27 protein-coding genes and 1 pseudogene are annotated in these 25,541 nt (G+C 66.0%); 15 read left to right on the top strand and 13 right to left on the bottom strand.

The genetic code is table 11. The features are described 5' to 3' along the window. Positions 1-43: 43 nt before the first annotated feature. From QNA09_RS28830 to QNA09_RS28815, 4 genes and pseudogenes are all read right to left on the bottom strand, one after another. Positions 44-1,402 (bottom strand): annotated as a pseudogene (locus QNA09_RS28830) (hypothetical protein); the annotation flags it as partial. A 98-nt stretch (positions 1,403-1,500) separates the two neighbouring features. Continuing rightward, a complete protein-coding gene (locus QNA09_RS28825; RefSeq protein ID WP_064257741.1) occupies positions 1,501-4,578 on the bottom strand; it encodes an ATP-binding protein in 3,078 nt (1,025 codons plus the stop codon). Beyond that, positions 4,562-4,972 carry a hypothetical protein gene (locus QNA09_RS28820; protein ID WP_064257742.1) on the bottom strand — a complete coding sequence of 137 codons (411 nt, stop codon included), beginning with the start codon at positions 4,970-4,972 and terminating at the stop codon, positions 4,562-4,564. The genes QNA09_RS28825 and QNA09_RS28820 overlap by 17 nt, the downstream gene beginning before the upstream one ends. A gap of 47 nt (positions 4,973-5,019) precedes the next feature. After that, on the bottom strand, positions 5,020-5,328 hold the full coding sequence (locus tag QNA09_RS28815) for a hypothetical protein (protein ID WP_064257743.1): 309 nt from the start codon (positions 5,326-5,328) through the stop codon (positions 5,020-5,022). A gap of 990 nt (positions 5,329-6,318) precedes the next feature. Here QNA09_RS28815 and QNA09_RS28810 point away from each other — a divergent pair. The 6 genes from QNA09_RS28810 to QNA09_RS28785 all read left to right on the top strand — a co-directional run bounded on the left by QNA09_RS28810 (position 6,319) and on the right by QNA09_RS28785 (position 13,603). Beyond that, complete coding sequence (locus QNA09_RS28810; RefSeq protein ID WP_219130581.1) at positions 6,319-8,475, top strand: FtsK/SpoIIIE domain-containing protein; 2,157 nt, start codon at positions 6,319-6,321, stop codon at positions 8,473-8,475. 124 nt (positions 8,476-8,599) lie between these two features. Beyond that, positions 8,600-8,950 (top strand): hypothetical protein, encoded by a 351-nt coding sequence (locus QNA09_RS28805; RefSeq protein WP_064257459.1) that lies wholly within the window; start codon positions 8,600-8,602, stop codon positions 8,948-8,950. Positions 8,951-8,952: 2 nt separating this feature from the next. Continuing rightward, on the top strand, positions 8,953-10,362 hold the full coding sequence (locus QNA09_RS28800) for a ParA family protein (protein ID WP_064257458.1): 1,410 nt from the start codon (positions 8,953-8,955) through the stop codon (positions 10,360-10,362). Positions 10,363-10,477: 115 nt separating this feature from the next. Continuing rightward, entirely contained in the window at positions 10,478-11,659 is a 1,182-nt protein-coding gene (locus QNA09_RS28795; RefSeq protein ID WP_064257457.1) for a hypothetical protein, read from the top strand. A gap of 28 nt (positions 11,660-11,687) precedes the next feature. Beyond that, a complete protein-coding gene (locus QNA09_RS28790) occupies positions 11,688-12,374 on the top strand; it encodes a hypothetical protein (protein ID WP_064257456.1) in 687 nt (228 codons plus the stop codon). A gap of 158 nt (positions 12,375-12,532) precedes the next feature. After that, on the top strand, positions 12,533-13,603 hold the full coding sequence (locus tag QNA09_RS28785) for a DUF2637 domain-containing protein (protein ID WP_156666233.1): 1,071 nt from the start codon (positions 12,533-12,535) through the stop codon (positions 13,601-13,603). Positions 13,604-13,806: 203 nt separating this feature from the next. Here the strand turns inward: QNA09_RS28785 and QNA09_RS28780 are convergent, their stop codons facing one another. The 3 genes from QNA09_RS28780 to QNA09_RS28770 all read right to left on the bottom strand — a co-directional run bounded on the left by QNA09_RS28780 (position 13,807) and on the right by QNA09_RS28770 (position 15,345). Continuing rightward, positions 13,807-14,226, bottom strand: coding sequence for a type II toxin-antitoxin system VapC family toxin (locus tag QNA09_RS28780; protein WP_064257455.1), 420 nt, complete (start codon positions 14,224-14,226; stop codon positions 13,807-13,809). After that, positions 14,223-14,450: an Arc family DNA-binding protein gene (locus tag QNA09_RS28775; RefSeq protein WP_064257462.1), complete on the bottom strand. Its 228-nt coding sequence runs from the start codon at positions 14,448-14,450 to the stop codon at positions 14,223-14,225. Before QNA09_RS28775 ends, QNA09_RS28780 begins: the two co-directional genes overlap by 4 nt. Positions 14,451-14,985: 535 nt before the next feature. Next, positions 14,986-15,345, bottom strand: coding sequence for an Rv2640c family ArsR-like transcriptional regulator (locus QNA09_RS28770; protein ID WP_060654893.1), 360 nt, complete (start codon positions 15,343-15,345; stop codon positions 14,986-14,988). A gap of 97 nt (positions 15,346-15,442) precedes the next feature. Here QNA09_RS28770 and QNA09_RS28765 point away from each other — a divergent pair, with 97 nt between their 5' ends. Continuing rightward, positions 15,443-15,934 carry an ArsI/CadI family heavy metal resistance metalloenzyme gene (locus QNA09_RS28765; protein ID WP_064257461.1) on the top strand — a complete coding sequence of 164 codons (492 nt, stop codon included), beginning with the start codon at positions 15,443-15,445 and terminating at the stop codon, positions 15,932-15,934. A gap of 52 nt (positions 15,935-15,986) precedes the next feature. On the opposite strand, the gene QNA09_RS28760 is transcribed toward QNA09_RS28765, so the two are convergent. From QNA09_RS28760 to QNA09_RS28740, 5 genes are read right to left on the bottom strand one after another with little or no spacing between them, the layout of a single operon-like run. After that, positions 15,987-16,394: a low molecular weight phosphatase family protein gene (locus QNA09_RS28760; RefSeq protein WP_064257454.1), complete on the bottom strand. Its 408-nt coding sequence runs from the start codon at positions 16,392-16,394 to the stop codon at positions 15,987-15,989. A 22-nt stretch (positions 16,395-16,416) separates the two neighbouring features. Then, complete coding sequence (locus QNA09_RS28755) at positions 16,417-17,463, bottom strand: ArsO family NAD(P)H-dependent flavin-containing monooxygenase (protein ID WP_064257453.1); 1,047 nt, start codon at positions 17,461-17,463, stop codon at positions 16,417-16,419. Positions 17,464-17,479: 16 nt separating this feature from the next. Next, positions 17,480-17,893 carry an arsenate reductase ArsC gene (locus QNA09_RS28750; RefSeq protein WP_082921158.1) on the bottom strand — a complete coding sequence of 138 codons (414 nt, stop codon included), beginning with the start codon at positions 17,891-17,893 and terminating at the stop codon, positions 17,480-17,482. Between the two features lie 3 nt (positions 17,894-17,896). Further along, positions 17,897-18,994, bottom strand: a complete 1,098-nt coding sequence (arsB, locus tag QNA09_RS28745; protein WP_064257452.1) for an ACR3 family arsenite efflux transporter — start codon at positions 18,992-18,994, stop codon at positions 17,897-17,899. Continuing rightward, positions 18,991-19,389: a helix-turn-helix transcriptional regulator gene (locus tag QNA09_RS28740; protein ID WP_064257451.1), complete on the bottom strand. Its 399-nt coding sequence runs from the start codon at positions 19,387-19,389 to the stop codon at positions 18,991-18,993. Before QNA09_RS28740 ends, arsB begins: the two co-directional genes overlap by 4 nt. 385 nt (positions 19,390-19,774) lie before the next feature. On the opposite strand from QNA09_RS28740, the gene QNA09_RS28735 reads away from it, so the two are divergent. Then, complete coding sequence (locus tag QNA09_RS28735; protein ID WP_197481928.1) at positions 19,775-20,125, top strand: hypothetical protein; 351 nt, start codon at positions 19,775-19,777, stop codon at positions 20,123-20,125. Then, complete coding sequence (locus QNA09_RS28730) at positions 20,122-20,859, top strand: hypothetical protein (RefSeq protein ID WP_197481929.1); 738 nt, start codon at positions 20,122-20,124, stop codon at positions 20,857-20,859. Before QNA09_RS28735 ends, QNA09_RS28730 begins: the two co-directional genes overlap by 4 nt. A gap of 573 nt (positions 20,860-21,432) precedes the next feature. On the opposite strand, the gene QNA09_RS28725 is transcribed toward QNA09_RS28730, so the two are convergent. Beyond that, a complete protein-coding gene (locus QNA09_RS28725; protein ID WP_064257449.1) occupies positions 21,433-21,963 on the bottom strand; it encodes a TetR/AcrR family transcriptional regulator in 531 nt (176 codons plus the stop codon). A 187-nt stretch (positions 21,964-22,150) separates the two neighbouring features. Here QNA09_RS28725 and QNA09_RS28720 point away from each other — a divergent pair, with 187 nt between their 5' ends. The 6 genes from QNA09_RS28720 (at position 22,151) to QNA09_RS28695 (ending at position 25,388) form a co-directional block, all read left to right on the top strand. Then, the gene (locus tag QNA09_RS28720; protein ID WP_156666232.1) at positions 22,151-23,164 is read left to right on the top strand and encodes a hypothetical protein; all 1,014 of its coding nucleotides are present in this window, start codon (positions 22,151-22,153) and stop codon (positions 23,162-23,164) included. A gap of 9 nt (positions 23,165-23,173) precedes the next feature. Further along, positions 23,174-23,845 (top strand): hypothetical protein, encoded by a 672-nt coding sequence (locus QNA09_RS28715; protein ID WP_082921156.1) that lies wholly within the window; start codon positions 23,174-23,176, stop codon positions 23,843-23,845. 109 nt (positions 23,846-23,954) lie between these two features. Beyond that, the gene (locus QNA09_RS28710; protein WP_064257447.1) at positions 23,955-24,404 is read left to right on the top strand and encodes a hypothetical protein; all 450 of its coding nucleotides are present in this window, start codon (positions 23,955-23,957) and stop codon (positions 24,402-24,404) included. A 161-nt stretch (positions 24,405-24,565) separates the two neighbouring features. Then, entirely contained in the window at positions 24,566-24,730 is a 165-nt protein-coding gene (locus QNA09_RS28705) for a hypothetical protein (protein WP_231912114.1), read from the top strand. A gap of 14 nt (positions 24,731-24,744) precedes the next feature. Next, positions 24,745-25,032 carry a hypothetical protein gene (locus tag QNA09_RS28700; RefSeq protein WP_231912113.1) on the top strand — a complete coding sequence of 96 codons (288 nt, stop codon included), beginning with the start codon at positions 24,745-24,747 and terminating at the stop codon, positions 25,030-25,032. Next, positions 25,029-25,388, top strand: a complete 360-nt coding sequence (locus tag QNA09_RS28695) for a hypothetical protein (RefSeq protein WP_064257446.1) — start codon at positions 25,029-25,031, stop codon at positions 25,386-25,388. The genes QNA09_RS28700 and QNA09_RS28695 overlap by 4 nt, the downstream gene beginning before the upstream one ends. Positions 25,389-25,541 lie beyond the last annotated feature (153 nt).

The following is a 25,541-nucleotide window of genomic DNA, read 5'->3' as shown; positions in this document are numbered from 1 at the left end:
ATGGGCCAGTGTCAGCGTGTTCACCACCCAGGGGCTACCCCCAGCTGTTCTGCGTGAACGTCTGGCCTACCCGTTTGAATGGGCGCATGATCGCCCAGCACACAACGGTGAGCAGCACCATGAACCACAATCGCCAGGACCCGTCGACCTGTCCGTCGGCATCGACGTAGAGCTGCACGAGCGCCATCAGGTACAGCGCGACGATGACTGCACCGGCCACGCCCCACACATAGGCGGTGGCGAGCATGCGCAGGATGCGGCCCAGCCAACCACCGGCGATCATCGCGAACGGCACCCACAGTGGCGCGAACAGGATGGCGAAGCGGATCGCGAGCAGTGCGGTGATCTTCAGGATCGAGGCGCCGATCCACAGCATCGATGGCATCGCCAGTTTGATCATGCCGATGAAACCGGTCGAGGTGCGGCCGGAGTCTTTGCCCTGAAACTGGTAGTAGGACAACTGATGGTCGGATTCCAGCGACGCGACGATCTCGCGGAACGTGTCGGCCTTCTGGGCGGCGAGTTCGGCCTGGGCGTCCGGGTCGTTCTTGACGCGCTCCTGCTCTTCGTACGAAAACGCCAGCGAATCACGCAACTTCGGACCGAGCCCGGCTGTGTCCGCATCGTCGTAATTGGTGCCGAACCAACCCGTGCGCCAATCGGGAAGGAAAACTTGGTCGATCAGCACGTTGCGCGGGTCGGTCGGTCCACCGGTAAGTGTGCCGCCGCCCGGGCCGTCCCCGAACTGGACCGAGAAAATCTGATCCTGAGTATCGGTGATCAGCGAGCCGAACGTGTCGTCGGTGACCTGAACCGCCTTTTGCGGTGCACCGACCATCAGCGCCCCGAGCATCAGCCCGGCCGCTGCGATTGCCGAGGTTTGGGTAACGCCGGCGGTGTCTGCCTTCAGCGACTTCCACAGCACGATCACAGCGACGACAGTCAGTGCAATCCCCAGCCACTGTCCGTAGACCCCGCGCATGCCGTCGCTGATCGAGTAGACGATCCGGTCGAACTGTTCGAGTGCCGAGTCGACCCCGGCATCAAGCGCGTCGCGTCCGGTCTTGGTTTGGTCGTCGAGCCAGAACGCCGCGGCCGCCAGTGACTTCCCGATCGTCAGGAAGGTGTTGCCCAGCGTGGTGTCGTTGACCGCGCCGGGAGCGCGCACTAGATCCTCACCGCAGCCGAGGTCGTAGGTGTGCCATTTCAGTCCGGCCCAACCGTAGCTTTCATAACCCGTGCCACCCCCACCTTCGATCGGCGGCCGGTTGGCGCTGGACGAGTCGAAGGTCGTCTCGACGGTCTCATTGGGGAACTCCGGGGCCGGTACGTCCTTGCAGTCGAAGCCGCTGGCTGTGGCCACCCCGGTGCCGACCCCAATCAGGACGACCGCAGCGAACATCAGTACGACCAGAACACGGACCACCAGCCCCACAGGCTGCCCGACGTAGCGGACGGAGAGTGACAGTGCCGGGAGAATCCGGCGTGCTCGTTGCGCGCTCATGCAGGAGTGTCCATCGCGGCGCGGGTCGCGCGGGAATCGAGCGCGGCGAATACGTGTGCCAGGTGGACGAAGTGGGTCCAGTCCGAGCGGACCAGTTCGATGTCGTCAGCCATCTTCACGATGAACCGGCGTGCCTGGTCGAGGTGCTCGGTGTCGGTGTCCTCATCGAGGGTGTCTTCTCCGCCACCACCGAGATCGGCCAACAACGCTTCGTAGCCTTCCCCGGCAGGAAGGTTCAGTAGTTTGAGGGCGCCGTCGATGGCATGGGTGTTGCCACCGAGATCGCCGATGATGACCTCGTAGGTCAATGCGGACTTGTCGTCGCTGCCGCCGACGCCGAGATAGTCGTCGGGCAGCTGCGAGCACACCAACGCGCGAACCTTGTACTTGCGCGAGTCGCGGGCGATGCGCAGATTCAGGGTGCGGCCGGCACCGGTTTGTTCGAGGTACTTGTTCTCGTCGAGAAACAGCACCTTGCGCTCAAAGCGGGGCAGTTCGTAGACGAGCCGGTTCGCAAGCCACGCGGCCATGTGCATGAGCGGGCCGGCCATGCGTTGCTGCGGGGTCCACTGCGACGGGTCGGTGCCGGTGGGTGGGAGCTGCAAGCCGGGCATCGTCAACACCGTCAGTCGAGTGTTGTTGTCGACGATGTCCTCCGGCTCACCGGTGGTGCCCGCTTCGGGGAAGAGCACGCGGGCCTCGGCGAGATCAGCCATCATCGACAACTCCTGATGCACGCTGCGCGCACAGGTACGCAGATCAAGGTTCTCGTCGTCGCGACCGAGCGCGGCGATCGCGTCGAGGACTTCGCGCAGGTTGTGGTGCCGTCCGCCGCCGACGGTGTTCGCCGCGGTCTGCAGGACGGTTTCGGTCCACTCGTGCTCGAGCCGGGCGGGGGAGAGCATCATCTTCAGCACCGACACCGCCACCGAGATCCGCTCGGCCTGCGCGGCCCGCAGGTCGGCTTCGTACTGCGACTGGGCTGCGGTGACGGGATCGGCATCGTCGGCGTAGTCCGGATTGGTCGGGTCGTAGTCGGGGTCGTCGCGGCGCGGATCGACGATCACCCGATAAGGGTTGAGGGAGCCGGGCCGCGAGGTGCGCCCCGTCAACGCCTGAACTTCGGCGATACCCCGGAACTCGGGGAGCTGCGCGAGTTTCTTGAGCGGTCCGGATGGGTCGAGCACCACCCCGTAGGCGCCGGCACGTACCGCTTGGTAGACGAGGATCCCGGCCAGGAACGTTTTGCCCGAGCCGGGTACCGCCACGATCGGGGTCAGACCGGACTTGTGTTTCTTCTCATGCGCGGCGAACAGATCCCACACCGCGGGTCGGGGCGCGATCGAGGCTGTTTCGCCGATCACCACGCCGGTGCGGTCCCCGATCCGGTCGCCGACCGCGGCCATCCCGGCGGAGACGGTTTCGACACTCATGCGCCGGCAGTGCGCGATGTTGGCGAGCGGCTCACCGGGGAGGAATTCGCGCAGCAGTTGGTACTGGCCGTGCTCGTGTTCGAGGCGGATGCGCGGGGCGTACATCTCCTGAAGCATCGAGACCTTCTGCTTCGCCTCGTCCGGGGACGAGCCGACGACAAGCACCCGGTACCAGCCGTCGGTGCGCACCGACAGGCCGGAGTGGTCGTCTTCGATGTCGGAGAGCACCCGTTGAGCGAGCGCGTGCTGTTCGGCGAGTTCCTGCGGTGGTACCTGGTCGTGTTCGACGGTGTAGTGGTCGAACTGCGCCTCGATGCGCGCGGTGAGCCGGCGCAGACTGCGGATGGTCTGGCTCTTGGTCTTCAACCGGATGCGTTCGGACCATTCGAGCGGTTCACCGGAGGAGTCGCCGATGACCTGCCAGGGCAGCATCCGCTCCGGGATCGGCAACGGCGCCATGCGCCCGACCGTGAGCACGATCGCGTAGCCGGTGTAGTCCCGGCCACCGACCTGTCCGCGCACAGTGGTGTACCCGTCACCGGGGGTCAATTCGAGGTCGGTGAGGTCCTCGAGCGCAGCAACATCGGAGTGTTCCCAGTCCCCACCGCCGGAGATCACGCCCTCGGCATCGAGCGGCAACCCCAGTGAGGCCGAGCGCAGCAGCAGATAGTCCATCTGCGCGGCGGTGGCGGGCTTGGCACGCACCCCCTGTCCCGAGAGGATGCGTTCGATCGTGGCGAGGTGCTCGGCGAGCGCCTTCTGCTCGTTGAGGAACGCCGTGTGCGCCCACGAGCGGACGAGTCTCGCGATCCGGCCGAGCAGCGGTGTATCGACGGCGGGCAGCAACCATTCGGAGATGGTGTCGAGCCCGACCGCGAGCGCCGAGCGCGGGGGTAGTTCGATGCCCCAGTAGCGGCCCTTGAGAGTGGGGTTGCCCCACAGCATGGCGTGCTGCTGACCGCGCAGATAGTCCGGCCACGACAACGCGCGCGGCACATCCGCGATCGGTTCGGCCCACCCGTCGTGAGCTTGCGCCCACTGGCGCACCGGCCACGGGGTACGCACCAGCCGGCGGTGTAGACCGGTGACGCCGGCTTCGGCGAGGTTCGCCAGCACCAACGCTTCGCTGCGGATGTAGCGGCGCTGCCGGGCGACCGGGCGCATGTTCCACGGCCCTGGTGGTTGGACGAACCACGCTGTGGACTGGCTACGGGTGCGGGTGATGTTGCCTTCGACCCCGATCAGTTGCAGCCGCACTGCTTTGCGCGTGCGAGCGGCGCGCTTGGCGGCGGTCTTGGTTTGCCGGGTGAACTCCGCGTCGGTGTCGGCAGACGTGCCGCGCTTGGTGCGGCCGCGCCTGCGCTGTGCGGGCGGTGCGTCTGCACTCGCTGCGGTGGTGGAAGTGGTCACCGGAGCAGGGGCGGTGATGCTGCTGTCGGGCACCTGGGACCACGCCAGCTCCGCGGCCTGCGTCGCGTCCGCATTCGGATCCGGAACCGGGGGCGGGGAGGCGATGCGGTGTGCTGCCATCGCCGCCGCCCACGACGGGGGCAACGCACCCGGCGGCACGATCGCCGGTGCGGGCTCGTCGAAATTCGGATCGAACAACGCGGCAATGTCGTTGTCAGGCTGGACAGCCATCGTCAGCAGTTCCCTTCGCTCGACGCTGCGGGGGCGTACTGCGCGAGGCACGCATAGCAGCGGGAATGGTGAAGACGACGGTCTGTCCTGCCTTGGGCGGGCGCGGTGCAGTCAGGTCGTTCCACGCAGCTCGGATCACCGACCGGACCGAACGGTCGGCGTTGACGTACTTCGTCACCCGCGCAGTGATCACGACACCGATCCCGACGATCACCACCAGAGACTGGAAGCCGAGCGGCACCTGCACGACCGCGCGGGCGAGGACGAACACCGTCGCGGTGATGAGCGCGCCGAGTCCGACTGCGGCGTAGCGGAGGCGGAACGGCAGCGTGAAGCCGGTCGGGCCGAGATAGTGCCGGTCCACGCGGTGCAGCATGTCGTCGTTGTCGATCACGATCGGTACCCCTTTTGCGGTCGTCGGCCGGTACTTGCGTGCGGTGGTCAGACCTGGATGCCGACCAGACCGAGGAGCCAATTGCCGATGCCGGTTGCCGCGGTGGTGTTCGTCGCGATGCCCAGATACGCCATGCCCACCAGCGACAGGCCGCCGACGGTGACGACCTTCGAGAGGTTGCCGCGCAGCCCACCCATCAGGACCACGCACGCGATCAACACGAGGATGGTGAAGACGATGTTGTCTTCGATCCAAGCGCGGACCCCGGTCGTGGTGACCTCGGTGGTCTGGGCGAGCACGTCACCACTCGGGATGGTCGTGATCGCCAGTTCGGCAAGACTTGGCGCGAGAGACATGAGCACTCCAGTGATGGTTCGGTCGGTACGCCCGAAAGGCGACGGCCGAGAACGTAAAACGAGCACGCGATCTCGCCCAAACAGGTGAATGCACACAGCGCACACATCCGGCGAGGTCGACGGGGAAGAACGAGCGCGAGAAACACCTCCACGATCGAGACCGGACAGCCATGCCGAGCGCACGTGGCGGGGAGTGCGGAGCAGCGATGTTCACGCGCGCCGTCACCGCACATGAAGCGAGGTGATCGTCGATGCGTCTTCGATGCCTGAACAGCGACCCGAGCGATAGTGCCGGCCGGGGCGGTGGACGAACATGCATCAACGCCAGGTGTGTGCCCTGTGCGAGAGAGGTTCGCAGGGCCGTGATCGGGCTGGGGGAGGCAGGGGTGATCGTGGGGGAGTGGGGGAGTGCGCATCATGGCGCTCGACAGAGCGCGTGAGATGGGCGATGGATTCGAGCGGTGAATCCCAGTGCTGCGCAGAGCGCTCGCGACGCCCACCCCTTACGGGGTCACTCCCCCCGGCGTTCCTTGGGGGGAGTGTAATCCAGAATTGCGCGCGGCGCCAACGGTATTCGCAACCGACCACGTCGAACGCTCTTCGGAGCGCTGACTGCGGCGGTCGTGCCCACGCTCGATAACCACACGGGGAGGGCGGCTGTGGAGCGTTCGGAACACCACGTGCAAGTGCCCATAAGCATGCTCGGATGAACGCTCGCTGAACCGGTATGCGAGCGCTGGGATCAGCAGTCGAAAAAGCGCTCGGTGACATCGCGTTGCAAGCGCTGTGGTGGAGATCTTCTCAGGTGAGCGCCGAACACGTTGAGGCACAAATTCATCGAGCTGGGCACTCGCGGATCCGAGCGCATCACCTGCGTCAGTTCGGAATGCCGTCACCTGCTTGGTGAAAACTCGGCCCCTCTGCCACTGTGCTCGCACACCGCACCGGACGGCATCCGGCGAAGACGAGCACGAGTGAAAGGCGCATGCAGTGAGCGCAACTCCAGACCCACTCAAGGACTGGCTCGTCGCTGCATGGCGCGACACGTTCGGCGACACCACCGACGCTCGCGGCGATCGGACCGGCGACGGGCGGACCACGTGCGTGTCCCGCTTCGTGCCGTTCTCGCCGCTGACGGCAATCTCTGCCGCAGCTGCCTTCTCCAGCCCCATCCTCATTGCTTCTGTCGCGGGAAACGCTTCGGTCGTCGAGGCGCTGACCGGGCTGTACGACTACCGGTGGCCGCTGGCAGTAGCCACCGCTCCGTTGATCGCCCTGGATATTTCGCGGCACCGCACTCACCGGTGGTCACAGATGCTCGACGCGATGGTTCAGCAGAGCACCGGGCATATACCCACCAAGGTCTCGATTTCGCGGCCCACCACCGGGCGCTCGATGCGAGGCGCGACGATCAAGCTCTCGCGCGGTGCAGTGATCCGCCCCAAGCAATTCGAGGCGCTCTCGCGTGCGGTCGAAACGGCCTTCGGGACCAGCGAGACTTCGGCGGTGACGGTGCGGCACGACGCGCACCGCGACCGGCTCGTCATCACCCGCACGCCGATCTCCCCGGACACCCGCAGCGAACGACAGAAGGTCCTGCAGGATGCGCTCGACGGCGCCACGATCTTCAAAAGTCCCAAGGTCAGCGTCGACACCATCGACGAGGACGGCATCGAGACCGGCTACCGCATCGCCTTCGCCAAGTCGATGAACGCCGGAGCACCGGGCTTTCAGGCCAAGGTCGACGAAGCCCTCGCCTCGCTCGCCGGCCCGCACGAATCCGGCCGGAACTGGACCTGCGATTGGTATCCGAACAAGGGCTATCTGGTGATGCGTCTGGTCACCGCCATGCCCGAGCGCGTCGACCACCCCCTGGAACTGGTCGATGAGAACCTGCGGCACCTGCCCTATGCGACCGGCGCGGCGGACCGGATCATGTTCTGGGATGTCTCGACGAGTTCGAACAAGCCGCACTGCTTGATCGTCGGCCCCACCGGCGGCGGTAAGACCTCGGTGATCCGCACGCTGCTGACCGAAGCGGCGCGTCGCGGGGTTCCGTTCGTCGGGGTCGATCCGAAGATGATCGAACTCGACGGCCTCGAGGGCTACCCCGGCTGTGGGGCGATCATCTACGACGCGCTGCGCGCGGCGATGTTCGTGCGCGCCCTGCATACGGAGATGATGGCGCGCAACGCCTACATCCATCAGATGAAGATCGAAGGTTCGCAGCTGCCGCTGATGATCGCGGTGCTCGACGAGTTCTTCATCCTCTCCGGCAAGTGGCAGCGTCTGGCCAAGACCGGCGACGACGAAACCAAGACTCTGCTCAAGGAACTCGATCCGCTCGGTGCGTGGGCGGATCTGGCGGTGCTCGCGCGTTCGGCCGGCATCCGGTTGTTGCTCGGTGTGCAGCGTCCGGATGCGTCCCTGTTCGGTGGTGCCTCCGGCAACGCGCGTGACAACTTCGGCACCCGCATCTCGCTCGGCAATCTCTCGCAGGACGGGGCGTTGATGATGTGGGGGGATTCGACGGTGGGCCGTGAGGTCGACACCTCGGTCAAGGGCCGCGGGATCGCGCTCGGTGACGACGGCTCGCCCGTCGATGCGCAGATGTGGTGGACCCCGAACGTCGACAAGCATCCGAACAAGTGGAACCAGCTGTCGGAGAACGAGAAATCCATCATCGACGGATTGATGCCGGCCGAGGCGCCGCAGTTCACCTGTTACTCGCCGGAGCTGGCCGAGTTCATCGAATCCGAACGCGCCCTGGCGCGGCGGGCACGCAACTACGGAAGCGTGCCCGAGCCGATCGTCCTCGGCGGTACGAGTACGGGCGGTATCGGCACCGTGTCGATGGCCAAGACTGGAGCCGAAGCCGCACCGGAACTTGATCCTGCGGACGAGGACTTCGCCGATGTCATCCCGGCCTCGAGCGTGACCGCCGGGCAGACCGTGCTCATCGACAACGAGGACGGCGACCTGGTGCCGGTCACCGTCGATGCGGTCGATGTGCGTCGCGGCAGCCGAGGCGAGGTCATCGAGACCGTCCTGACCATCGGCGCCGACCGGGTCACCACCCGCATTGCTTTCGACGCGAACGGCGTCGTTGTCCTGCCCGAACCCGACCTCGTGGGACGCAGCGCATGAGCATCGGGCGACCCACCGCACGAGAGTCTGATCGCTGTCCGTGTCGTCGCGATCGCATCAACCCCGTAGTGACCGCTCGTCGGCCCCGTGAACCACGCCCGTAATCACCACCGGAAGGAACCCGATGACTCGTCGCATTTCTCAGTCGATCACCCCTACTGCCGAGGACGTCGCCGCGTTGCGTGGCCCGTTCGTCTCCAAGGGCGCCAACGATCCGGTGATCAAGGCGCTGCGCGAGTACTTCAAACAGACCTCGCCGGTGTGGCTGGCCAAACTCGACGAGAGGCAGGAACTCACGCGCGAACGCCTCGCCGAAATCCGTGAGGCGTCGGCCAAGCGCCGCGTGGTCATCGAAGCGCTGCCCGACGGCAAAGCCCGCACCAACGCGTTGGCCGAGCTCGAGCAGACCGATGCTGTCATCGACGAGATGGACACCGCGCTGGCCGGCGCCGGTGCCTTCGGCGGGATCAACTAACCATGGCGCCGACCGTCGAGATCGAGGCGACCTCCGCGACCACCGCGCGCGCGAGGCTCACCGGCGCCGACGTGCCACCGATGGAACTGGCGGCAACCGAGGACAGGGCGCTGGCCGCTGTCGTGCACGACTTCGTGCGCACCCTCGCAGCCAAGCAGCAGTCCGCCGTCGAGGTCGTCTATCGCACCGGCAAGGACACCCGGTTCCTCACGGTCGGCCCTGACGGCAAGCTCACCGAAAGTGCTCCGAGCGTCCCGATTCCGGTCGTGGTGAGCGAACCCGCTTCGGCGGCCGCCGAGGCTGTTCACACAGTGCTGGCCGCGCCGGTGACCGTGGCTGCCGAACCGTTCACCTACGAGACATCGACACTGGTCGACCGGGCGCCCGCTCAGGAGCCTGCACAGGCCGCGCCGACACGATCGCGGGGTCCGAAGTCCATACCACCCCCAGAATTGGCCACAGAGCCGCTCAGCGGCCGGATCGAGGCGTTGTCGGCGCTGTCCGCACCCCGCGTCAACCCAGCGGCCGGCGAACCCGCCCGCCTCGGGATGCGGGGACGGCTCAACGCGATGCTCGGCCTGGCGCTTGCACCGAAACCCGACTCGATCGAGATGCGGCTGCGCGCGGCGCACACCACGATCGCCCGGCCGCTGCCGGACGGCGCGCTCGTCACCGTCGCCAACGTCAAAGGCGGCGTCGGTAAAACCCCGATGGCGATCGGCTTGGCCGAGACACTGGCCGAGTATCGCGGCCCCGCCACGATCGCGTGCCTGGACCTCGGGGAGGTCGGCGGCAGCTTCACCGATCGGATCGCGCTTCCCCCGGCCGCAGGGCAGGACGTGGCGTCGCTGCTCGCCGATCTCGGTGATCAGGCGCAGCCGGTGCGCTCCTCCGTGCTCACTCGGTATCTGACCCGTCAGCCGTGCGGCTCGTATGTCGTCGCCGGCGGAATCGGGGCGGTGGCACCGGTGAGCTACGACGACGCCGCGACGGTGGCGGCGATCCTCGGACACCACTACGACCTGCTGGTCGCCGACACCGGCAACTCGCGCCACGCCGGCAGCTGGCGGTGGGCGATCACCGCTGCGCACGCCGTGATCGTTCCGGTGCCGCTGCGCCGCGACAGCGCGGTCGCTGCCCAGCGCACCCTGGCCGCGATCTCCGCCGTCCGCCCGGATGTGCTCGTCCGCACGGTCGTGGTCATCACCGAGGGGCCGGGGGATGTGCCGATGGTCGAGACCGATGCCGTCGATGCGTTCTCCGCACTCGGTGTGCCGGTGTGCCGGATGCCGTTCGAGCCGCTGTTCGCCTCCGGTGAGCGCATCACCTTGAGCCAGTTACGACGCGACACCTGCGAGGCGTTGACCGTCCTCGCCGCCACCGTCGTCGACCTGATCGCAGACGACCCCTGATCCCGTTGGTCCGGAACCATTTTCGGTCCGGGCTTAAGGCTGCTCCACGTCATCCTTTTCGATCCCCGACCAGACCCGGCCCTCCCTGTGGCCGACCGATGAAAGGCAATGCCCGATGAGTAACGACAACCCCACCCCGAACCGCGCCGCACGCCGCGCTGCCAGTCGCCACCGCACAGTCCAGCGTCAGGCCACGGCCGCGTTCGTCGCGATCGCCGCAGTGGCGGCAGGACTGGTGCTGGCCCCGACCGCCGGTGCGGCCCCATCCCAGGGCGGCACTACCGGCGGCGGGACGCAAGGCGGCACCACCGCGACCCCGGCACCGCAGACCGAGGTGGAAGTTGTGCCGCAGGCGCCGTCCGAGCCGATCTACTGGTCCGCCCCGCCTGCAGTGCAGCCGCAGTACGAGCCGCTGCCGAACTACGACTACGACACCGGCCGCTACAACCGGCAGACCACGTACACCCCGCCGCTGGACCTGTCGACGCTGCACGCCCCGACCCCGGTCGAGCAGGCCCCGATCTACATCGCCCCGCCCGAGAAGATCATGATCGGCGACTACCACCTCACCCAGCCGAACTGGGTCACCGACGCCGACCGCGAGCGCACCAACAACACCGCCGGCCTGACCCGATCCCAGGTGGCCACCTTCTGGCGTTCCGTCGGTGTCCACGCTGATCGCGCCGACCGCGTCGCCGCCGCACAGATCGGCGGTGTCGCCGCCGGAGCGACCGCAGGCGCCGCGGCCGGTGCGGTACCGGGTGCGCTGATCGGCGGCACCATCGGCGGCATCGGCGGCGCCGCCCTTGGCGGGGTGGTGCCGCTGCCGATCCCGGTGCTGCCCGAAATCACGACCGGTGTCGCAGGAACCGCGGCAGGTGCGGCGATCGGTGGCGCCGTCGGCGCAGTCCCCGGCGCGCTCGTCGGTGGTGCAGTCGGCCTCGCTGCCGGTACCGCCTTCGGTGCCGGGGACGACGAAGGACAGCCGATCGAGGTCGAGTTGCCGGACGTGCAGCAGGACGTGATCACCGAGCAGACCGCGGCGACGGTCGAGCAGTGGCAGACCTCCGGACCGGTCGGTGCCGCCACTGCGGAGGTCGTGCACAGCGCGGTGCAGACAGCACCGCACATCGATTCACAAGCCCGCGAATGGGTCACGGCGCAACCCGGCGGCGAGAACGTGATCGCCGCCGTGGACACCACCCTGGAGGCGTTCTTCGGTGGTTCGGCCGGCACTGCCGCCGAGATGATCTCGACCGCCGTCGGACAGGGCGCTGGCGCCCCGGTCTCCGCCTGACCGTACGAAAGGATGTGGGTGCACCCCGATGAAACTCGGCAAGACAACATTTCGGCATCCGGCCGTCGTCGACCTCCTCGGCGGTGCACCCACCCCACCCTCGGGTGCAACCGCCGATCCGGTTGCACCCGGCGATGCGATCGACGGTGCATTGGTTGCACCGGCGGTGACCCCACACGAGCGACCTGTGCCGCGCACAGCGAGGCGCACCGGCCGCGTTGCAGCGGTTGCCATCGCCATTGCAGTGGGGGTTGCAGCCGTCACCATAGGGGTGATGTGGAATGCACGCGGCGAAGAGTCCGCAGCGGCAGCACCGCCGTCCGACGATGTGGGCACACCGATGCTCGAACTGTCCGCAACGCCGACGGCGCCGGCGTCGGATCTCGATGACGATTGCCGCGCCGACCGGGGTGACCAGCGCAGTGGCGCCGGGGTGATCGCCGCCTGGAACTACGCCTATTACGTCCGGCGCGACGCGGTCGCCGCCCGCGCCTTGGCCACCCCGAATAGTTCCGTCGTCCCGGCCGAGCAGCTGCAGCCGTTCATCGACGAGATCCCCGTCGGCACCAATTACTGCGTCCGCACCAAGGCCTTGTCCGAGGATGTCTATCTCGTCGACCTGTCGGAACTGCGCCCCGACGGCGTGCAACGCATCACCCAGACCGTCACCACCCAGCAGATCGACGGCACATGGTTCGTCGACGTCTTCAACTGACCACCGACTCGGCAACCCGCCCGTTTCCGTGAGGTTCGTGCGGCGCACCTCGTCGATGTCCTGTCCGCACCCCGGGTAGGGGAGTGAGATGCCAAGAGCACGTGTCAGTAGTCGAATCAGCACCCCTCTAGAGAATGTCGTAGAAAGAGGCTTCCGTCGTGTCCGATGACTCCCCTCAGTCCGCACCGCCGTTGCGCCACGATGCGCGGCCGGTGCGTTCGAAGATGCTCGGTGTCGCCGCGGTGGCAACGATGGCGTTGCTTCTTGCGGCGTTGGCGTTCACGCTGTCGTTCGATGCGTTGCGGGCACTGGCCATCGAAATCAACGTGCATCCGAGTCGTGCATGGATGGCCCCGGTTGCCATCGACGTTGCACAGGCCGCTGCAACAGCCGGCTACGTCATCTTCCGCGTTGCCAACCGGCACCTTTGGGCGCGGCGCTACTGCATGAGCTTGGCGGTCGTCACCGTCGCGTTGAGTGTGGTGGGCAACTCGTACCACTCCTATCAACTCGCCGCCCGCAACCTCGCACGCGTTGCAGCGGGTGAGCACCTCGGGTTCATCCCACAACCCCCAGCCATTGCCGCGGTCATTGCGGCGATCTTCCCGCTGTTGTGGCTGGCACTGTTTCACCTGTTCACCATGATGTTGCAGGTTGTCATCGACGAACGCGCCCAACGCCGTGATGCTGCAACGGTGGATCAGCTCGTGCACCGTGAGGGCACCACCGCTGCACCGATCCGCCCCGCGACCGAGAAGACGACGGAGCACGATTTCACGCTTGCCGCGGTGGCAACGCCGGAGAGCGCAATCGATGCCGGCCGCGCCCACGAGGTGCACCACGAAGCGCAGAGTGCATCACCCGGCACCTCACGCAAGTCCGGCGTTGCGGGTGTTGCCCTCGCCGAGACGACCGTGGACGCCGATGTTGTCGGGAACGCCCGCGGCGCCGATGCAACGCGCAACGGTTACCCGCATACCGCGGCCGGGTTGCAGCAGTTCCTCGCCGACGGCAGTTTCACCGACCCGGTCAAACGCGTGGCGGCGATGCTCATCGACGAGCCGCACCTGCGGCAAACCCAGGTTGCGCGGCGGTTGCACGTCGATAAGTCCACGGTCAGTCGTCGGTGGCGCTCGTTCGTTGCGGCCGCCGAAGCTGAAGGCTTCGCCGTGCCGCCGCTCCCGGCGGTCGACAGCACCGGACCGGTGCGGGAACTGCAACCCGCGTGACTCATGTCTGAGGGGTTGCTGCGGTCCGTGAAGCGGCAACCTTCCCGACTTCGCGTTCCCGCTCGCGTCCCCACTTTCAGGGCGATGTCATGCGTCGGTGCCTCATGCTCCCCTGAGCGAGGCCGGCCGTACCGGACAGCTCAGCGAGCCTCATTGACCGCACTCGAGCCCGGTCGACGGGCGTTTGCACCGAAGTCGGGCCTTCAGGGATTCGGTTCCCACGGGTTGACACACCGGACACCGAGCGGGTCGAAGTGCTTGGTGTTGCGCGTCGCCACGGTCATCTCGGCGGCCTGGGCGACAGCGGCGATGAGAGCGGCGTCGAACGGCGCATGTTCGGGCGCCCGGTAGGTGGCCAGCACCCGGGCGGCCGGCAGATCAAACGGCAACACACGGTCAGCGAAGGCGGGCAGGACCCGTTCGTCGAACCACCGGCGCAGGACCACTCCCTGATTCGGGTCGGATCGCTCCTTGGCGACTACGCCTCGTTCGATCTCGGCAATAGTCATGGCCGTCACGAACAGGTCGGCCACCGGCACCGACGCCGCCCAAATCTCGACCGACCGGTTACGGCCCCGAACTCGCAGCGCGGACACCACGTTGGTGTCCAGAACGTACTTCACAACTCGGCGGTTCGGGCGGTCAAACCGAGGCGCTCGGGCTCGAACTCGATGTCGGCACCCTCATCGGTGCTCAAGAGGTCGACGAGCGTGACTGGCTCCCGCTCGAGGGCCTCGCCGAGGATGTCGCGTACCTCCGCCTCGACCGACCGGTGATGCTGCTCAGCACGCGCCCGCAGGGCAGCCTTGGTTCCCGCGGGAAGGTTGCGGATCAGGATCTGTTCCACCGTGACCACCTCCGATATCACACTAGTGATATCACCCAGGAATGTCGGAGAACCGCGACCCGGTGATTTATCCGGGACGGCATCGTCGGCGCTGGCGACATCCTGGACCGCATCGCCGCGGTCGGAATTCAGTGGCCGGCCGTCTATACCGATGACCGCGATCTTGTCCTTACCCGCGTGACGAACTGGCTCGGATCGTTCCTTCCTGATCGGGCACCCGCGGCGGAGGTGGGGCAGTCGGTTGCCGAGCCTTCGGCCGAGAACTATCGCGCTGTGCTCGACGGGCTTTTGGCCGCAGCGACGGCTCACCCCCGCAGCATTCCGGGAGATGCTGGGGCGGTCCTCGAGGGTGACCCCGAGGGCCGACGACAACGGCGCCTTTTCCTGCGGAGTCGACCGAGGGCGCGGACCAGAGCTCGATCGGTGAGTTCGGGCGGGAGCGGTCACCCGTTCCTGGTGCTTCCGCGCCACTGCTGCGCGGCGGCGTGCCCTCGAACGCCGGGCAACACGATCGGCCCACGCGGTCGATGAGGGGTCAGCGGCAGCAGTTCGGGTCCAGCACCGCACGTAACGCGTCGAGGGCTTCGGTGCGGGCGCGGTGGAAGACGTTCATCCCACGTCGTTCGGATTCGACCATGCCGGCCTTGCGGAGCTGGCCGAGGTGGTGACTGACGGTGGATTCGGTCAGGTCGACGCCGGTGGCGAGATCGCAGGTGCACACTTCGCCGTCGTCGGCGGTGAGCAGGATCGACACGAGTTTGATGCGGACCGGGTCCGCGAGGGCCTTCAACCGCAGGGCGAGTTCGAGGGCCGCATCGTCGCTCATGGGGGCGGCCGAGACCGGCGCGCAACAGATGGGGGCGCTGACGTCGATGACGGGTAGGGCTTTCGGCATCCTTCGAGCTTATCTACTTTCTTGACATACGTCGAAAAGGTGGCGCATTCTGTAGGCGTCCAGTACTTCGATATATGTCACACAGGTGGAGGATGTCATGTCCCGCGCACAACTCGCCCTCAACGTCGACGACCTGACCGAAGCGGTCACCTTCTACACCAAACTGTTCGGTGTCGAACCGGCCAAGCTCAAGCCCGGTTATGCGAACTTCGCGATCGCCGAACCGCCGCTCAAGCTCGTACTGCTCGAAAACCCCGGCAAGGGCGGCACCATCAATCACCTCGGCGTCGAGGTCGAATCCAGCGAGAAGGTTCACGCCGAGATCGCCCGCCTGACCGGCGAAGGACTGTTCACCGACGAGGAGATCGGCACCACCTGCTGCTTCGCCACCCAGGACAAGGTGTGGGTCACTGGCCCCGCCGGGGAGAAATGGGAGGTCTACACCGTCCTCGCCGATTCGGACACCTTCGGCTCGAGCCCACAGCACCTCGACGACCCGGCTACCGCCGAAGGCGGCGTGTGCTGCGGCACCGCCGCCGCCCCGACCGAAGGGACGCAGCAGACCCCAACTACAACGTCCTGCTGCTGAACAACCCACCTCATGTCGGCCACCCAGGTTCGGGTGGCCGACATCGATGTCGTCAGCGACGAAGCCGCTGGGCGAGGTCGGCGACACGAGCGGCGATGTCGTCGCGGACCAGCCGCATCCGTTCGATGCCGTCGATGCCGCGTTCGGATGGCTCATCGGTGTCCCAGTTCTCGAACCGTGTCCCGGCCACCGGATCGAGACGGGCTTCGCGGCCGAGGGTGACCACCAAATCGACATCGCGGACCAAGTGCGGATCGACCGGTGTCGGGATCTGCCTGGTGATATCGACGCCGACTTCGAGCAGCACCTCGGCTGCCAGAGCGTTGATGCTGGTACCGGGTTTCGTGCCGGCGGAGTGCACCGCGACGGTGTCGCCGGCAGCGGCTTTCATCAGCCCGGCGGCCATCTGGGATTTTCCGCCGTTCTTCACACAGACGAACAACACCGAGGGTGTGCTCACAGGCGAGGCCCTTTCACGCAGGTCAATTGTCGAGATCGAGGTCGGCGACGGCAGCCTTGGCGGTGCGGCCGACGCCGAGGATGGTGGCCGAACCGGGACCGGTCCAATCGCCGTAACCGAGCAGATGCAAGCGCGGCTCCTTCAACGAGCGGGTGCCGCAGACCGGCACCGTGCCGGTGTGGTCGCGCAGCCGCAACGGCCGCAGGTGTGCGAGGGCGGGACGAAAACCTGTCGCCCACAACACGACATCGGCCCGCTGATGGCGCTCACCCCAGGCGATGCCGTCGACGGTGAGCCGATCGAACATCGGCAGGGCGGTCAAGACGCCGCGTTCACGTGCAGCGAGGACCTCCGGAACCATCACGATGTCCCCGAGGGCGGCGATGCCACCAGGATCGGGCCGGCCCGCAGCCAGAGCGACCGCACGGCGGGAGGCGAGCTCGAACAAGGCCCGGCCGTCGACACCATCGGGCAGGAACCGCGGCGGACGGGTGGTGACCCACGTGGTTGCCGCGACGGTGGAGATCTCGGCGACGAGCTGGGCGGCGGAGTTGCCACCCCCGACCACGACGACATCGGCGCCGGTGAACTCGGTCGGGGTGCGGTAGTCGACGGTGTGCAGTTGCCGCCCGGCGAACAGACCCGCGCCCGGATAGCTCGGCCGAAACGGTCGCTGCCAGGTGCCGGTGGCACTGATCACCCGGCGCGCCCGCCACTGCCCACGGTCGGTGTCGACCAGCACAGCGGGGCCGTCGCGGCGCACCGCCTGCACCCGCACCGGCCGCTCGATCGGCAGGCCGTAGCGGGCTTCGTAGGCGGTGAGATAGTCCACGACATGACGTGCCGGCGGGAAACCGTCCGGCCAGCGCGGCATCGGCCACCCCGGCAGCGACGCGAATTCCGCCGGGGAGAACAGTCGCAGCGACGGCCACATGTGCGGCCACGCCCCGCCTGGGCTGTGCTGATCGTCGAGGATCACGAAGCGGTGCCCGGCCCGGCGCAGGTAGTAGCCGGCAGCCAGACCCGCCTGCCCACCGCCGATCACGAGCACCTCGACGTTCGTCGTCATCGAAGAACCTCGCAGGTCAGCGCGGTGAGGACGGGGTGGTCAACTCGGCGACGAGGGCTTCGACCTTGGCCTTGATCTCGTCGCGGATCGGGCGCACCGCCTCGACGCCTTGACCGGCCGGATCGTCGAGCACCCAGTCCCGGTATGACTTGCCCGGGAATACCGGGCAGGTGTCCCCGCACCCCATCGTGATCACCACATCGCAGGCGTGCACTGCCTCGGTGGTGAGGATCTTCGGATTCTGACCGGAGATGTCGATGCCGACCTCGGCCATCGCCGCGACCGCGGCCGGATTGACCTGATCGGCCGGGGCGCTGCCGGCCGAGCGCACCTCGATCCGGTCACCGGCGAGGGCGGTGAGGAAACCGGCGGCCATCTGTGAGCGGCCGGCGTTGTGGACACAGACGAACAACACACTCGGTGTGCTCACGGCTCAAACCTCTTTCGATGCGGGCACGTGTGCCGACTCGTGACGGGTGAAGCGGTTGCGCAGGGCGAGGGAGACGTACACCAAGGCGACGAGGACCGGCACCTCGATAAGTGGCCCGACCACTCCGGCCAGCGCCTGTCCGGAGGTCACCCCGAAAGTGCCGATCGCCACGGCGATGGCCAGTTCGAAGTTGTTGCCCGCCGCGGTGAACGCGAGCGTGGTGGTGCGCTCGTAGCCGAGGCCGATCGCGGCGCCGAACAGATAACCCCCGCCCCACATGATCGCGAAGTACGCCAGCAACGGCAGCGCGATGCGCACCACGTCCAGCGGCTGGGAGGTGATCTGCTCGCCCTGCAGCGCGAACAGGATCACGATGGTGAACAGCAGACCGTACAGCGCCCACGGTCCGATTTTCAGCAGGAAGGTGTCCTCGTACCATGTACGGCCCTTGGCCTTTTCGCCGAAGTGGCGGGTGAGGAAACCGGCGATCAGGGGGATTCCGAGGAAGATGAGCACCGATTTGGCGATCTGCCACGGCGAGACATCGAGGGTGGCCTGTTCGAGTCCGAGCCAGCCGGGCAGCACCGACAGGTAGAACCAGCCGAGGACGGCGAACATGATCACCTGGAAGACCGAGTTGATCGCGACCAGCACTGCTGCGGCTTCGCGGTCCCCGCACGCGAGGTCGTTCCAGATGATCACCATCGCGATACAGCGGGCCAGACCGACGATGATCAGGCCGGTGCGGTACTCGGGCAGATCCGGCAGCATCAGCCAGGCGAGGGCGAACATCAGGGCGGGGCCAAGGATCCAGTTCAAGATCAGGGAACTGATGAGGAGTTTGCGGTCGCCGGTGACGGTATCGAGACGGTCGTAACGCACCTTCGCCAGCACCGGATACATCATGATCAGCAGGCCCAGGGCAATCGGCAGGGAGATGCCGTCGATCTCGATGAAACTCAGAGCCTCGCCGAGTCCGGGGATCATCCGGCCCAGTAGCAGGCCGACGACGATGGCGGCGCCGATCCACACGGCCAGGAATCGGTCGAGGGTCGACATCTTCCCGACGACCGCCGGGTGATCGGTGTTCGTCGTGGTCATCGCGTCGCCTCCGCTGCATCGTTGACGATGGCGCAGTCCGAGCCTGGTACGACTCCGCGTTCCGGGGACAGCACGGCCGACAACTGGGCCAAGGCCGATGGGATCACCCGGTAGTACACCCACGTTCCGCGGCGTTCGCAGTCGAGCAGACCGGCTTCGCGCAGCACTTTGAGGTGATGCGAGATGGTCGGCTGGGACAGGTCGAAGGCCGGGCTGATGTCGCACACGCAACTCTCGCCGCCCTCATGGCTGGCGATCAGGCTGAGCATTCGTAGGCGCACCGGGTCTCCGATCGCCTTGAACATCCGAGCCAACTCTCCGGCCCAGTCCTCCGTCAGAGGTTCCCGTACCAGTGGCGCGCAACAGAGGTCGTCACTATCAATTTGAATCGACACCCATCAATATTGACAGTGATCGAATCAACGGGCAAACCGGGACCACGCCCCATCGGAGCAGGACCGGAAAGTGCGAGCTCAGCCCGAACGACTGGGTCAGGAGCCACGTGGCGGCGTACGACGCAGGCGGGGGAGCCGAAGCGTACGAATTCGAGGCATGCCTGGGATGATCCTGACTCTCTGATGAACCGTGATCGGGTGTGGTCCCAGACCGACCGGCGGTTCGCGCTTCTTGCCGCTGTCCTCGAGCAGTCCAGGTTCGAGGACAGCGTCGGAATGTCCCGAGCCGGCTTACCTGAAGTGGTCCTCAAAACCGCTGTACAGTCCCCCCTATCATGGGAAGGGTCACGGCAGAGCACGGCAAGTCGGAGTAGGGGTGAGGCAGATGAGCGTCGTCACGCCGAAGACCTTGCGTCAACAACTCGTGCAGTCCGCGGTCCTGGACAAGATCATGAGCAGCGGCATCTCGGTCGACACCGAACCCGTGCGCCGGAACCTCCGGACGATCCGCCGGCAGGTGGGGCGCAGTCCGCTGATGGACCGCTACCTCGACCGCTGGGACAGGATCGTCCGCGACAACGACATCGACGGTATCCGCACGATCGTCGAGTCGGACGACGACACCAGCCGGGAGATGCGGAATCTGTCGCCGCTGTCGGTGCTGCTCAGCGACGACGAACGCCAACGTGTGCTCAACGAGTTCGGAACCCGGCTCAGGGGTACCGCGACACGGTGAATCGGGAAGAACTCGGGCGCGCGATCAAAGCTGCGTGTGCCAACCTCGACGAGCCGCGTGTGATCGTCCTGGGCTCTCAATCGATCCTCGGCAGTTTCGACACCGATGAATTGCCCCCGGCGACCTTCTTGTCTCGTGAAGTCGACATTCTGCCGTTGAGTGGGATCACGGACCCGCCCTCGGTCGAGGACAAACTGCTGCTGCTCGATGCCCGACTTGGTGAGGACTCACCTTTTCATACTGCCTTCGGGTTCTATGTCGAAGGCATTCACAAGGATGTCGTGGTCCTCCCGAAGAATTGGGACAATCGGCTCGTCCACTTCGTCGTCGACGACGACGCGTCCACCCGGTACGGGCGGACCGGGTTGTGCTTGGACCCGGTGGATCTGTGCGTTTCCAAGACGATCGCCGGCAGAGAAAAGGACTACGAGTTCGTCGCGGCACTCGTGACGGAACAGCTCGTCACGGCCACCGCGATCCAGGACCGCATCGCGAGCGGTATCGACTGGCCACCGACCTACATCGAAGACCAGGAACGGTCCCTCGCCAGAGCTCAGAGCTGGTTGGACCACCTGTCGAGCCGGGTTGTGGTGCGGTCCGACGGAAGTCGCGCCACACCCACGTCACCGCCGACTGCTGGACCCGAGATTACAGCTGCACTCCCTTGGGCATCCGCATCCGATCGAGCAGATGTTGGACCGAAGGACCCGAGAGGGGAACAGCGCGGAACCTGAGCTTGGCGATGACGGCCCCACCCGGGAGGTCGGGGCCCGACCTGTTGCGTTGACGGCCTCACCGACGGCGAGGCCACGGTGTTCGGCATCAACCGAATCCATGAGACGCGGCGGGAAGGAACTACACGTTGGTTCCTGCTCTCGTCTTTCCTTCTGCCTCGAGATTGCGTCGAGGACCGCTGACAGTATGGGATCGGATGGCATGGCCGACCAACCCATGAAGTTGCGGTCGGCTTTGGCGTTGGCCATCGGTCCGATGTTGCCATCGAGGATGACCCGCAGGTGCGGTGCGAGGTGCTGCATCCACCAGGAGGGCACGGCGGACATCGAGCCCGAGGTCCTGGCCGACCACCTTCACACCTCACCCCAGGCTGGGTCGAAAGCGCTCAAAGGCCACGAGTATGTGGCACCGGCAGAAGGTGGCTGGACGGTCCACGGACGGCAGGGGCTGTCGACGCGTTTTCTCGATGAGAATCCGACGCCGGAGGTGCCTGCACCTACTGTCCGAGTACGACTACCGGCCCGACCATGCTGGGCCGGGGAGAACAAACGCAGATCCTCCGGGATGAGGTCTCAACGGCCGTTGCCGTTGCGGACGAGAGCTTGAGCATTGCGGATCAGCGATTGGAGGGTGCCGCGTTCAGGATCCCACCACTCATTGGACCAGCTCAGCGCGCCGATGATCAGCCCTTGAGCAGCTCGCAGATCCAGATCGGGATGCAACTGGCCGGCCTCCTCGGCCTCCACGAGATGACGTCGCCAGATCGCACCGTATTCGCGGCGAAGTTCCTGTTGCCGATCCCGGATGCTCTCGGGCATCTGGCTCATATTGCGCGTGGACGCCGCTGCATAGTGGGAGATCGTCAAGGCGACTTCGAGGTGCCCGGCTACCGCTGCGAGTACGCGGTCCAGTGGCGTCGCCGTGGGAGGAAGCGCGTCGATCACGGAAGTCACATGCTCGATGAACCGGTGGTGCCCGACGGCCATCACCTCATCGACGAGGTCTTCACGTGAAGGGAAGTACCGGTAGATCGCCGGGGTCCTGATTCCGGCGATCTCCGCGATGTCGGACAGCTTCGTACCGGCATAGCCTTCCCGATACATGTAGCTACGAGATGGCCGCGCCCGGCGGAGGTTGTACGCATGTGGCCCTCGTCGTCTGCACAGTTCTTCCCTGCGGCCTTGCAGGAGCTTACCCAGCCATGAATGCCAGCGCGGCATGCTGATCAACCTAATTCAGTCGTCTACACTATAAGTTGTTTGCAGAGTAATAGTTGATCTGGTAGGAGCCATGCGATCGACAAGTGAGCTGGTCACGGACGCACTGAGCGTGCTTCGCGCTGCCGACGTCCGGGTGGAAACGAACGGCTCCCTCGGGGACTGGATGCTCGCCCTTCCGGCCCAGCGAGTACTACCGGTGCGGATGAAAGCGTCCGCGTCGCCTCCCACGCCCAGCGCCCTGAAAAAGCTTGTCGACGCGCAACGTAAGAAGCAACGCGACGTGAAGCTCTTTCTCGTTGTTGCGCGCGCCACTTCACATCTCACACAGTTGGCCCATGCTTCGGCCGTCCACCTGCTCGCTGTAGATGAACGGCGTCTGATCGTCGACGGCACCGACTACTCCACGACGATCAATCAAGAACCCACACCCGACCACATACCGCTCCGCCGCAGGGGGCGACCGCCGTGGATCCGGTGGGCGATCGAACGCCTCCTGCTCTTGTCCCCCCAACCGCTGCCCCAGAGGATCCTGGCCAGCCACCTGCACACCACACCCCAAGCTGTGTCGAAAGCTCTCAAAGGCCACGAGTATGTCGAACCGGTAGAAGGCGGCTGGACGGTCCACCGACGGCAAGAGCTGTTGACCCGCTTCCTCGACGAATATCCCGGCCCGGGAGGTGCCTGCACCTACTGGTACGGACTCGACGCGCCCACTGGGCAGATCACCGATGCACGACAACTGTGCCGCGACATGGACGTTTGCTGTCTCCAGACGGGAGACATCGCCGCTGACCATTACGCACCGTGGCGCATGCCGGTCACTGCGGCGCTTTATATGCGCGAACTTCTCGATTTCGTTCCTGCTGGCTTCAGCGTCGCTTCCCGCGAGGAGTACACTTTCACAGCAACCGTCCCAGAAGATCCCACCCTCTGGCGTACCGCCGCCGTCCTCACGGACTCAACCCCCGAGTTCGTCGACCCGATCATTGCGCTGCACGATGTGATGCATGGTGAAGGAACAGACGCACTCGACGCAGCCGAACACCTACAGGACGCGATCCTTCATGGCGCGGTACGTAGATAGCCGCCGGCAGTGACCGACATCGTCGTCCAATCAGCATCGAACGCAGCCGATCTCGGTCTTCGCGCCCTTGCGGACCTGGCCGCCGCAGCCGCAGGTCTCGACTATCGGGTCATCGGTGGCCACATGGTCCATCTGCTCACCTACGTCTATCCCACCAGCGACGCACACCAACGTGCCACCGCCGACGCGGACGCCGGCATCTCGCCAGAAATCGCAGGAAGTCCCGACCTCGACACCAAACTCGTAGGCCGCGGATACACGCGCGTCCGGGGGAACAGATGGGAGGCCCCCTCCGGCGATCCCGACCATCCCCTCGCAGTCGACCTGCTGGTACCAGCGACCTCCGGACAAGGACGAGAAACAAAATTCCTCGGCGACAAGAAATTCGGCTTCGACGCCATTCCCGGACTGTCCCTCGCACTGCACTCCCAGCCGCTCGACGTGACGGTCCACGCCCAGCTCTACAACGGTGATTCCACCACGTTCACCGTATGCATACCGGACGTGGAATCGGCGGTCGTGCTCAAAGCTCTCGCCTGGAACAGCCGCCATCACCCGAAGGATGTCGAAGACTTGAGCTCGTTGATGGCCATCGTCCACCAACACCGAGACGATCTCCAGGTATGGAAACTCGACCAACCCTGCACAGGTTCTCGAAAAGACGCCGCGCGTGTCCTCTGAGGCTTAGCGACTATGGCGGACAAGGGACAACGTATTACCGGCCTGCGCATGGCGCATGCGCGCTTCGGCGCCCTGATCCAGCGTTACATCCACGGATAAGGATCGACTGATGGCGAGATCGTCTCTGCCGCTGCGTGCACGGACTGCGTCCACCGCACTTCGGCGTGCCCATGCCGCGCGCTGGACCTCCACACTCGGCAGCGCAGGATGGGTCGCACCCCGCCAGGGTGCACCGAACACTCTGGGGCGCCGCCAGAAGGTGACCACAGCAACCGCGCTGCGGCTCGACCGCATCGTCGACGAACTCGTTACCGCCTTCCGCGCATCGAATGGCGCTGCAGCCGTCTCGAGCACAGTCGTACTCGGCGTCGCGCCGGAAATCCACGACCGCCTGATCTGCGCCTACCTGCTCGACAAGGCATTACCGGCACCTACGGGGGCGCAGGTCCGCGTCGAGATCAAGCGGGAAGGACCTCGGATCAGCGTGCAGGTCACCCTTGAACCGGCTTCCACGACGACCAGGAGCGCCCCCACACAGCGTCAGCGGCGGCACACGTGAGCCGGTGACCCTCTCAGCCCCGCGAGCGCGTTCGACCCCGATCGCTGGAACGACGCGCACGGTATAGCGGGATCGGCGTCGACTTCGGCTGACTCCCACCGAGCACGGCCTACCCCTAGGACCACCTCGCCGAATGCATACTTTAAAAGTAAATTGAAAGTATGTCGGCGCATGAGGTTCCGTTCTCGGACATCCAGAACAAGGGCAAAGCGACGCTGTCGGCGTGGCAGCGCTCAGGCACGCGCCCGCTGCGCGTGACCCGACGCGATGACGAAGATCTGGTCCTGATCACAGCGACCCGAGCCGACAGGAACGTGCGGTCCTGACAGCGGCGACGGCCATGGTCGATGCCCTGCTGCACGCGAACAATCCCGGGCTTGTCCGCACTGTCGTCGAGGCGGCGTTTCCGTGGGTGAGCTACCTCTCCGACGAGGAAGGCGCCGATTTCATCAACGAGCTCATCACATCGCTGTGCGCAGGCTCATCCCTGGACAATCCGGCTCTCGCGGCCCGCGCCATCGAGATGTGGCGTCATACCGCGGAGGTGTATGCCGACCCGGAGCTCGCCCGCATCCTGTCGACGCCATCCGAGGGCGATTTCGGAACTGTGCCGGTGCCGGAGCTGTGAGCCCTGAACGAGGGAAGCAGGTCGCGCTGCCGGCATCCGATTCCGATTCTCTGTGGGAGCTGCGGTTCGCGACCAACGAGGCTGCGAAAGGCTGGGACGAGCTGTGTCGGCAGGCGCCGGCGAACACGTTGGTGGCCTACGAGGAGATGCGGCGCCGCGAGGTCGAGCAAGTGCCCACCACGCGTCATCACCGGCTCGAAGGCACGCTCGCGTCCGGGGTGCGCAACGGTAGTGAGAGGGAGCAGTGGCAGTACGAGGTCACTGCCGACAGGCGAATCTGGTATCTGATGGACGTCGAGCGGCGCACGTTGTGGTTGAGGTATGCCGGTACAGCGCACCCCGAAAAGATGGAGTGATCTTTCAAGGAGGACGTTGTCATCGAATGCGTACTCGGCTGTGTGACTATGCGGACCACAGTCCCGCGTTGTTCTTCGCTTCGCAGACCGGCCTTATCGACCCGTCACGCCGACTGATGCATCTGTCGACGCGGAATCAGTTTGGCGCGTACT

This window comes from Rhodococcus sp. AH-ZY2 (assembly GCF_030916465.1).
Lineage (GTDB): Bacteria > Actinomycetota > Actinomycetes > Mycobacteriales > Mycobacteriaceae > Rhodococcus > Rhodococcus ruber.
This window is presented reverse-complemented; position numbering and strand designations above follow the sequence as displayed.

Excerpts from the sequence above, each read along its gene's own strand:
- QNA09_RS28825 (WP_064257741.1), bottom strand. The coding sequence starts at position 4,578 with ATGGCTGTCCAGCCTGACAACGACATTGCCGCGTTGTTCGATCCGAAT.
- QNA09_RS28815 (WP_064257743.1), bottom strand. The coding sequence starts at position 5,328 with ATGTCTCTCGCGCCAAGTCTTGCCGAACTGGCGATCACGACCATCCCG.
- QNA09_RS28805 (WP_064257459.1), top strand. The coding sequence starts at position 8,600 with ATGACTCGTCGCATTTCTCAGTCGATCACCCCTACTGCCGAGGACGTC.
- QNA09_RS28800 (WP_064257458.1), top strand. The coding sequence starts at position 8,953 with ATGGCGCCGACCGTCGAGATCGAGGCGACCTCCGCGACCACCGCGCGC.
- QNA09_RS28795 (WP_064257457.1), top strand. The coding sequence starts at position 10,478 with ATGAGTAACGACAACCCCACCCCGAACCGCGCCGCACGCCGCGCTGCC.
- QNA09_RS28790 (WP_064257456.1), top strand. The coding sequence starts at position 11,688 with ATGAAACTCGGCAAGACAACATTTCGGCATCCGGCCGTCGTCGACCTC.
- QNA09_RS28770 (WP_060654893.1), bottom strand. The coding sequence starts at position 15,345 with ATGCCGAAAGCCCTACCCGTCATCGACGTCAGCGCCCCCATCTGTTGC.
- QNA09_RS28765 (WP_064257461.1), top strand. The coding sequence starts at position 15,443 with ATGTCCCGCGCACAACTCGCCCTCAACGTCGACGACCTGACCGAAGCG.
- QNA09_RS28755 (WP_064257453.1), bottom strand. The coding sequence starts at position 17,463 with ATGACGACGAACGTCGAGGTGCTCGTGATCGGCGGTGGGCAGGCGGGT.
- arsB (WP_064257452.1), bottom strand. The coding sequence starts at position 18,994 with ATGACCACGACGAACACCGATCACCCGGCGGTCGTCGGGAAGATGTCG.
- QNA09_RS28735 (WP_197481928.1), top strand. The coding sequence starts at position 19,775 with ATGAGCGTCGTCACGCCGAAGACCTTGCGTCAACAACTCGTGCAGTCC.
- QNA09_RS28725 (WP_064257449.1), bottom strand. The coding sequence starts at position 21,963 with ATGTATCGGGAAGGCTATGCCGGTACGAAGCTGTCCGACATCGCGGAG.
- QNA09_RS28720 (WP_156666232.1), top strand. The coding sequence starts at position 22,151 with ATGCGATCGACAAGTGAGCTGGTCACGGACGCACTGAGCGTGCTTCGC.
- QNA09_RS28710 (WP_064257447.1), top strand. The coding sequence starts at position 23,955 with ATGGCGAGATCGTCTCTGCCGCTGCGTGCACGGACTGCGTCCACCGCA.
- QNA09_RS28705 (WP_231912114.1), top strand. The coding sequence starts at position 24,566 with ATGTCGGCGCATGAGGTTCCGTTCTCGGACATCCAGAACAAGGGCAAA.
- QNA09_RS28700 (WP_231912113.1), top strand. The coding sequence starts at position 24,745 with ATGGTCGATGCCCTGCTGCACGCGAACAATCCCGGGCTTGTCCGCACT.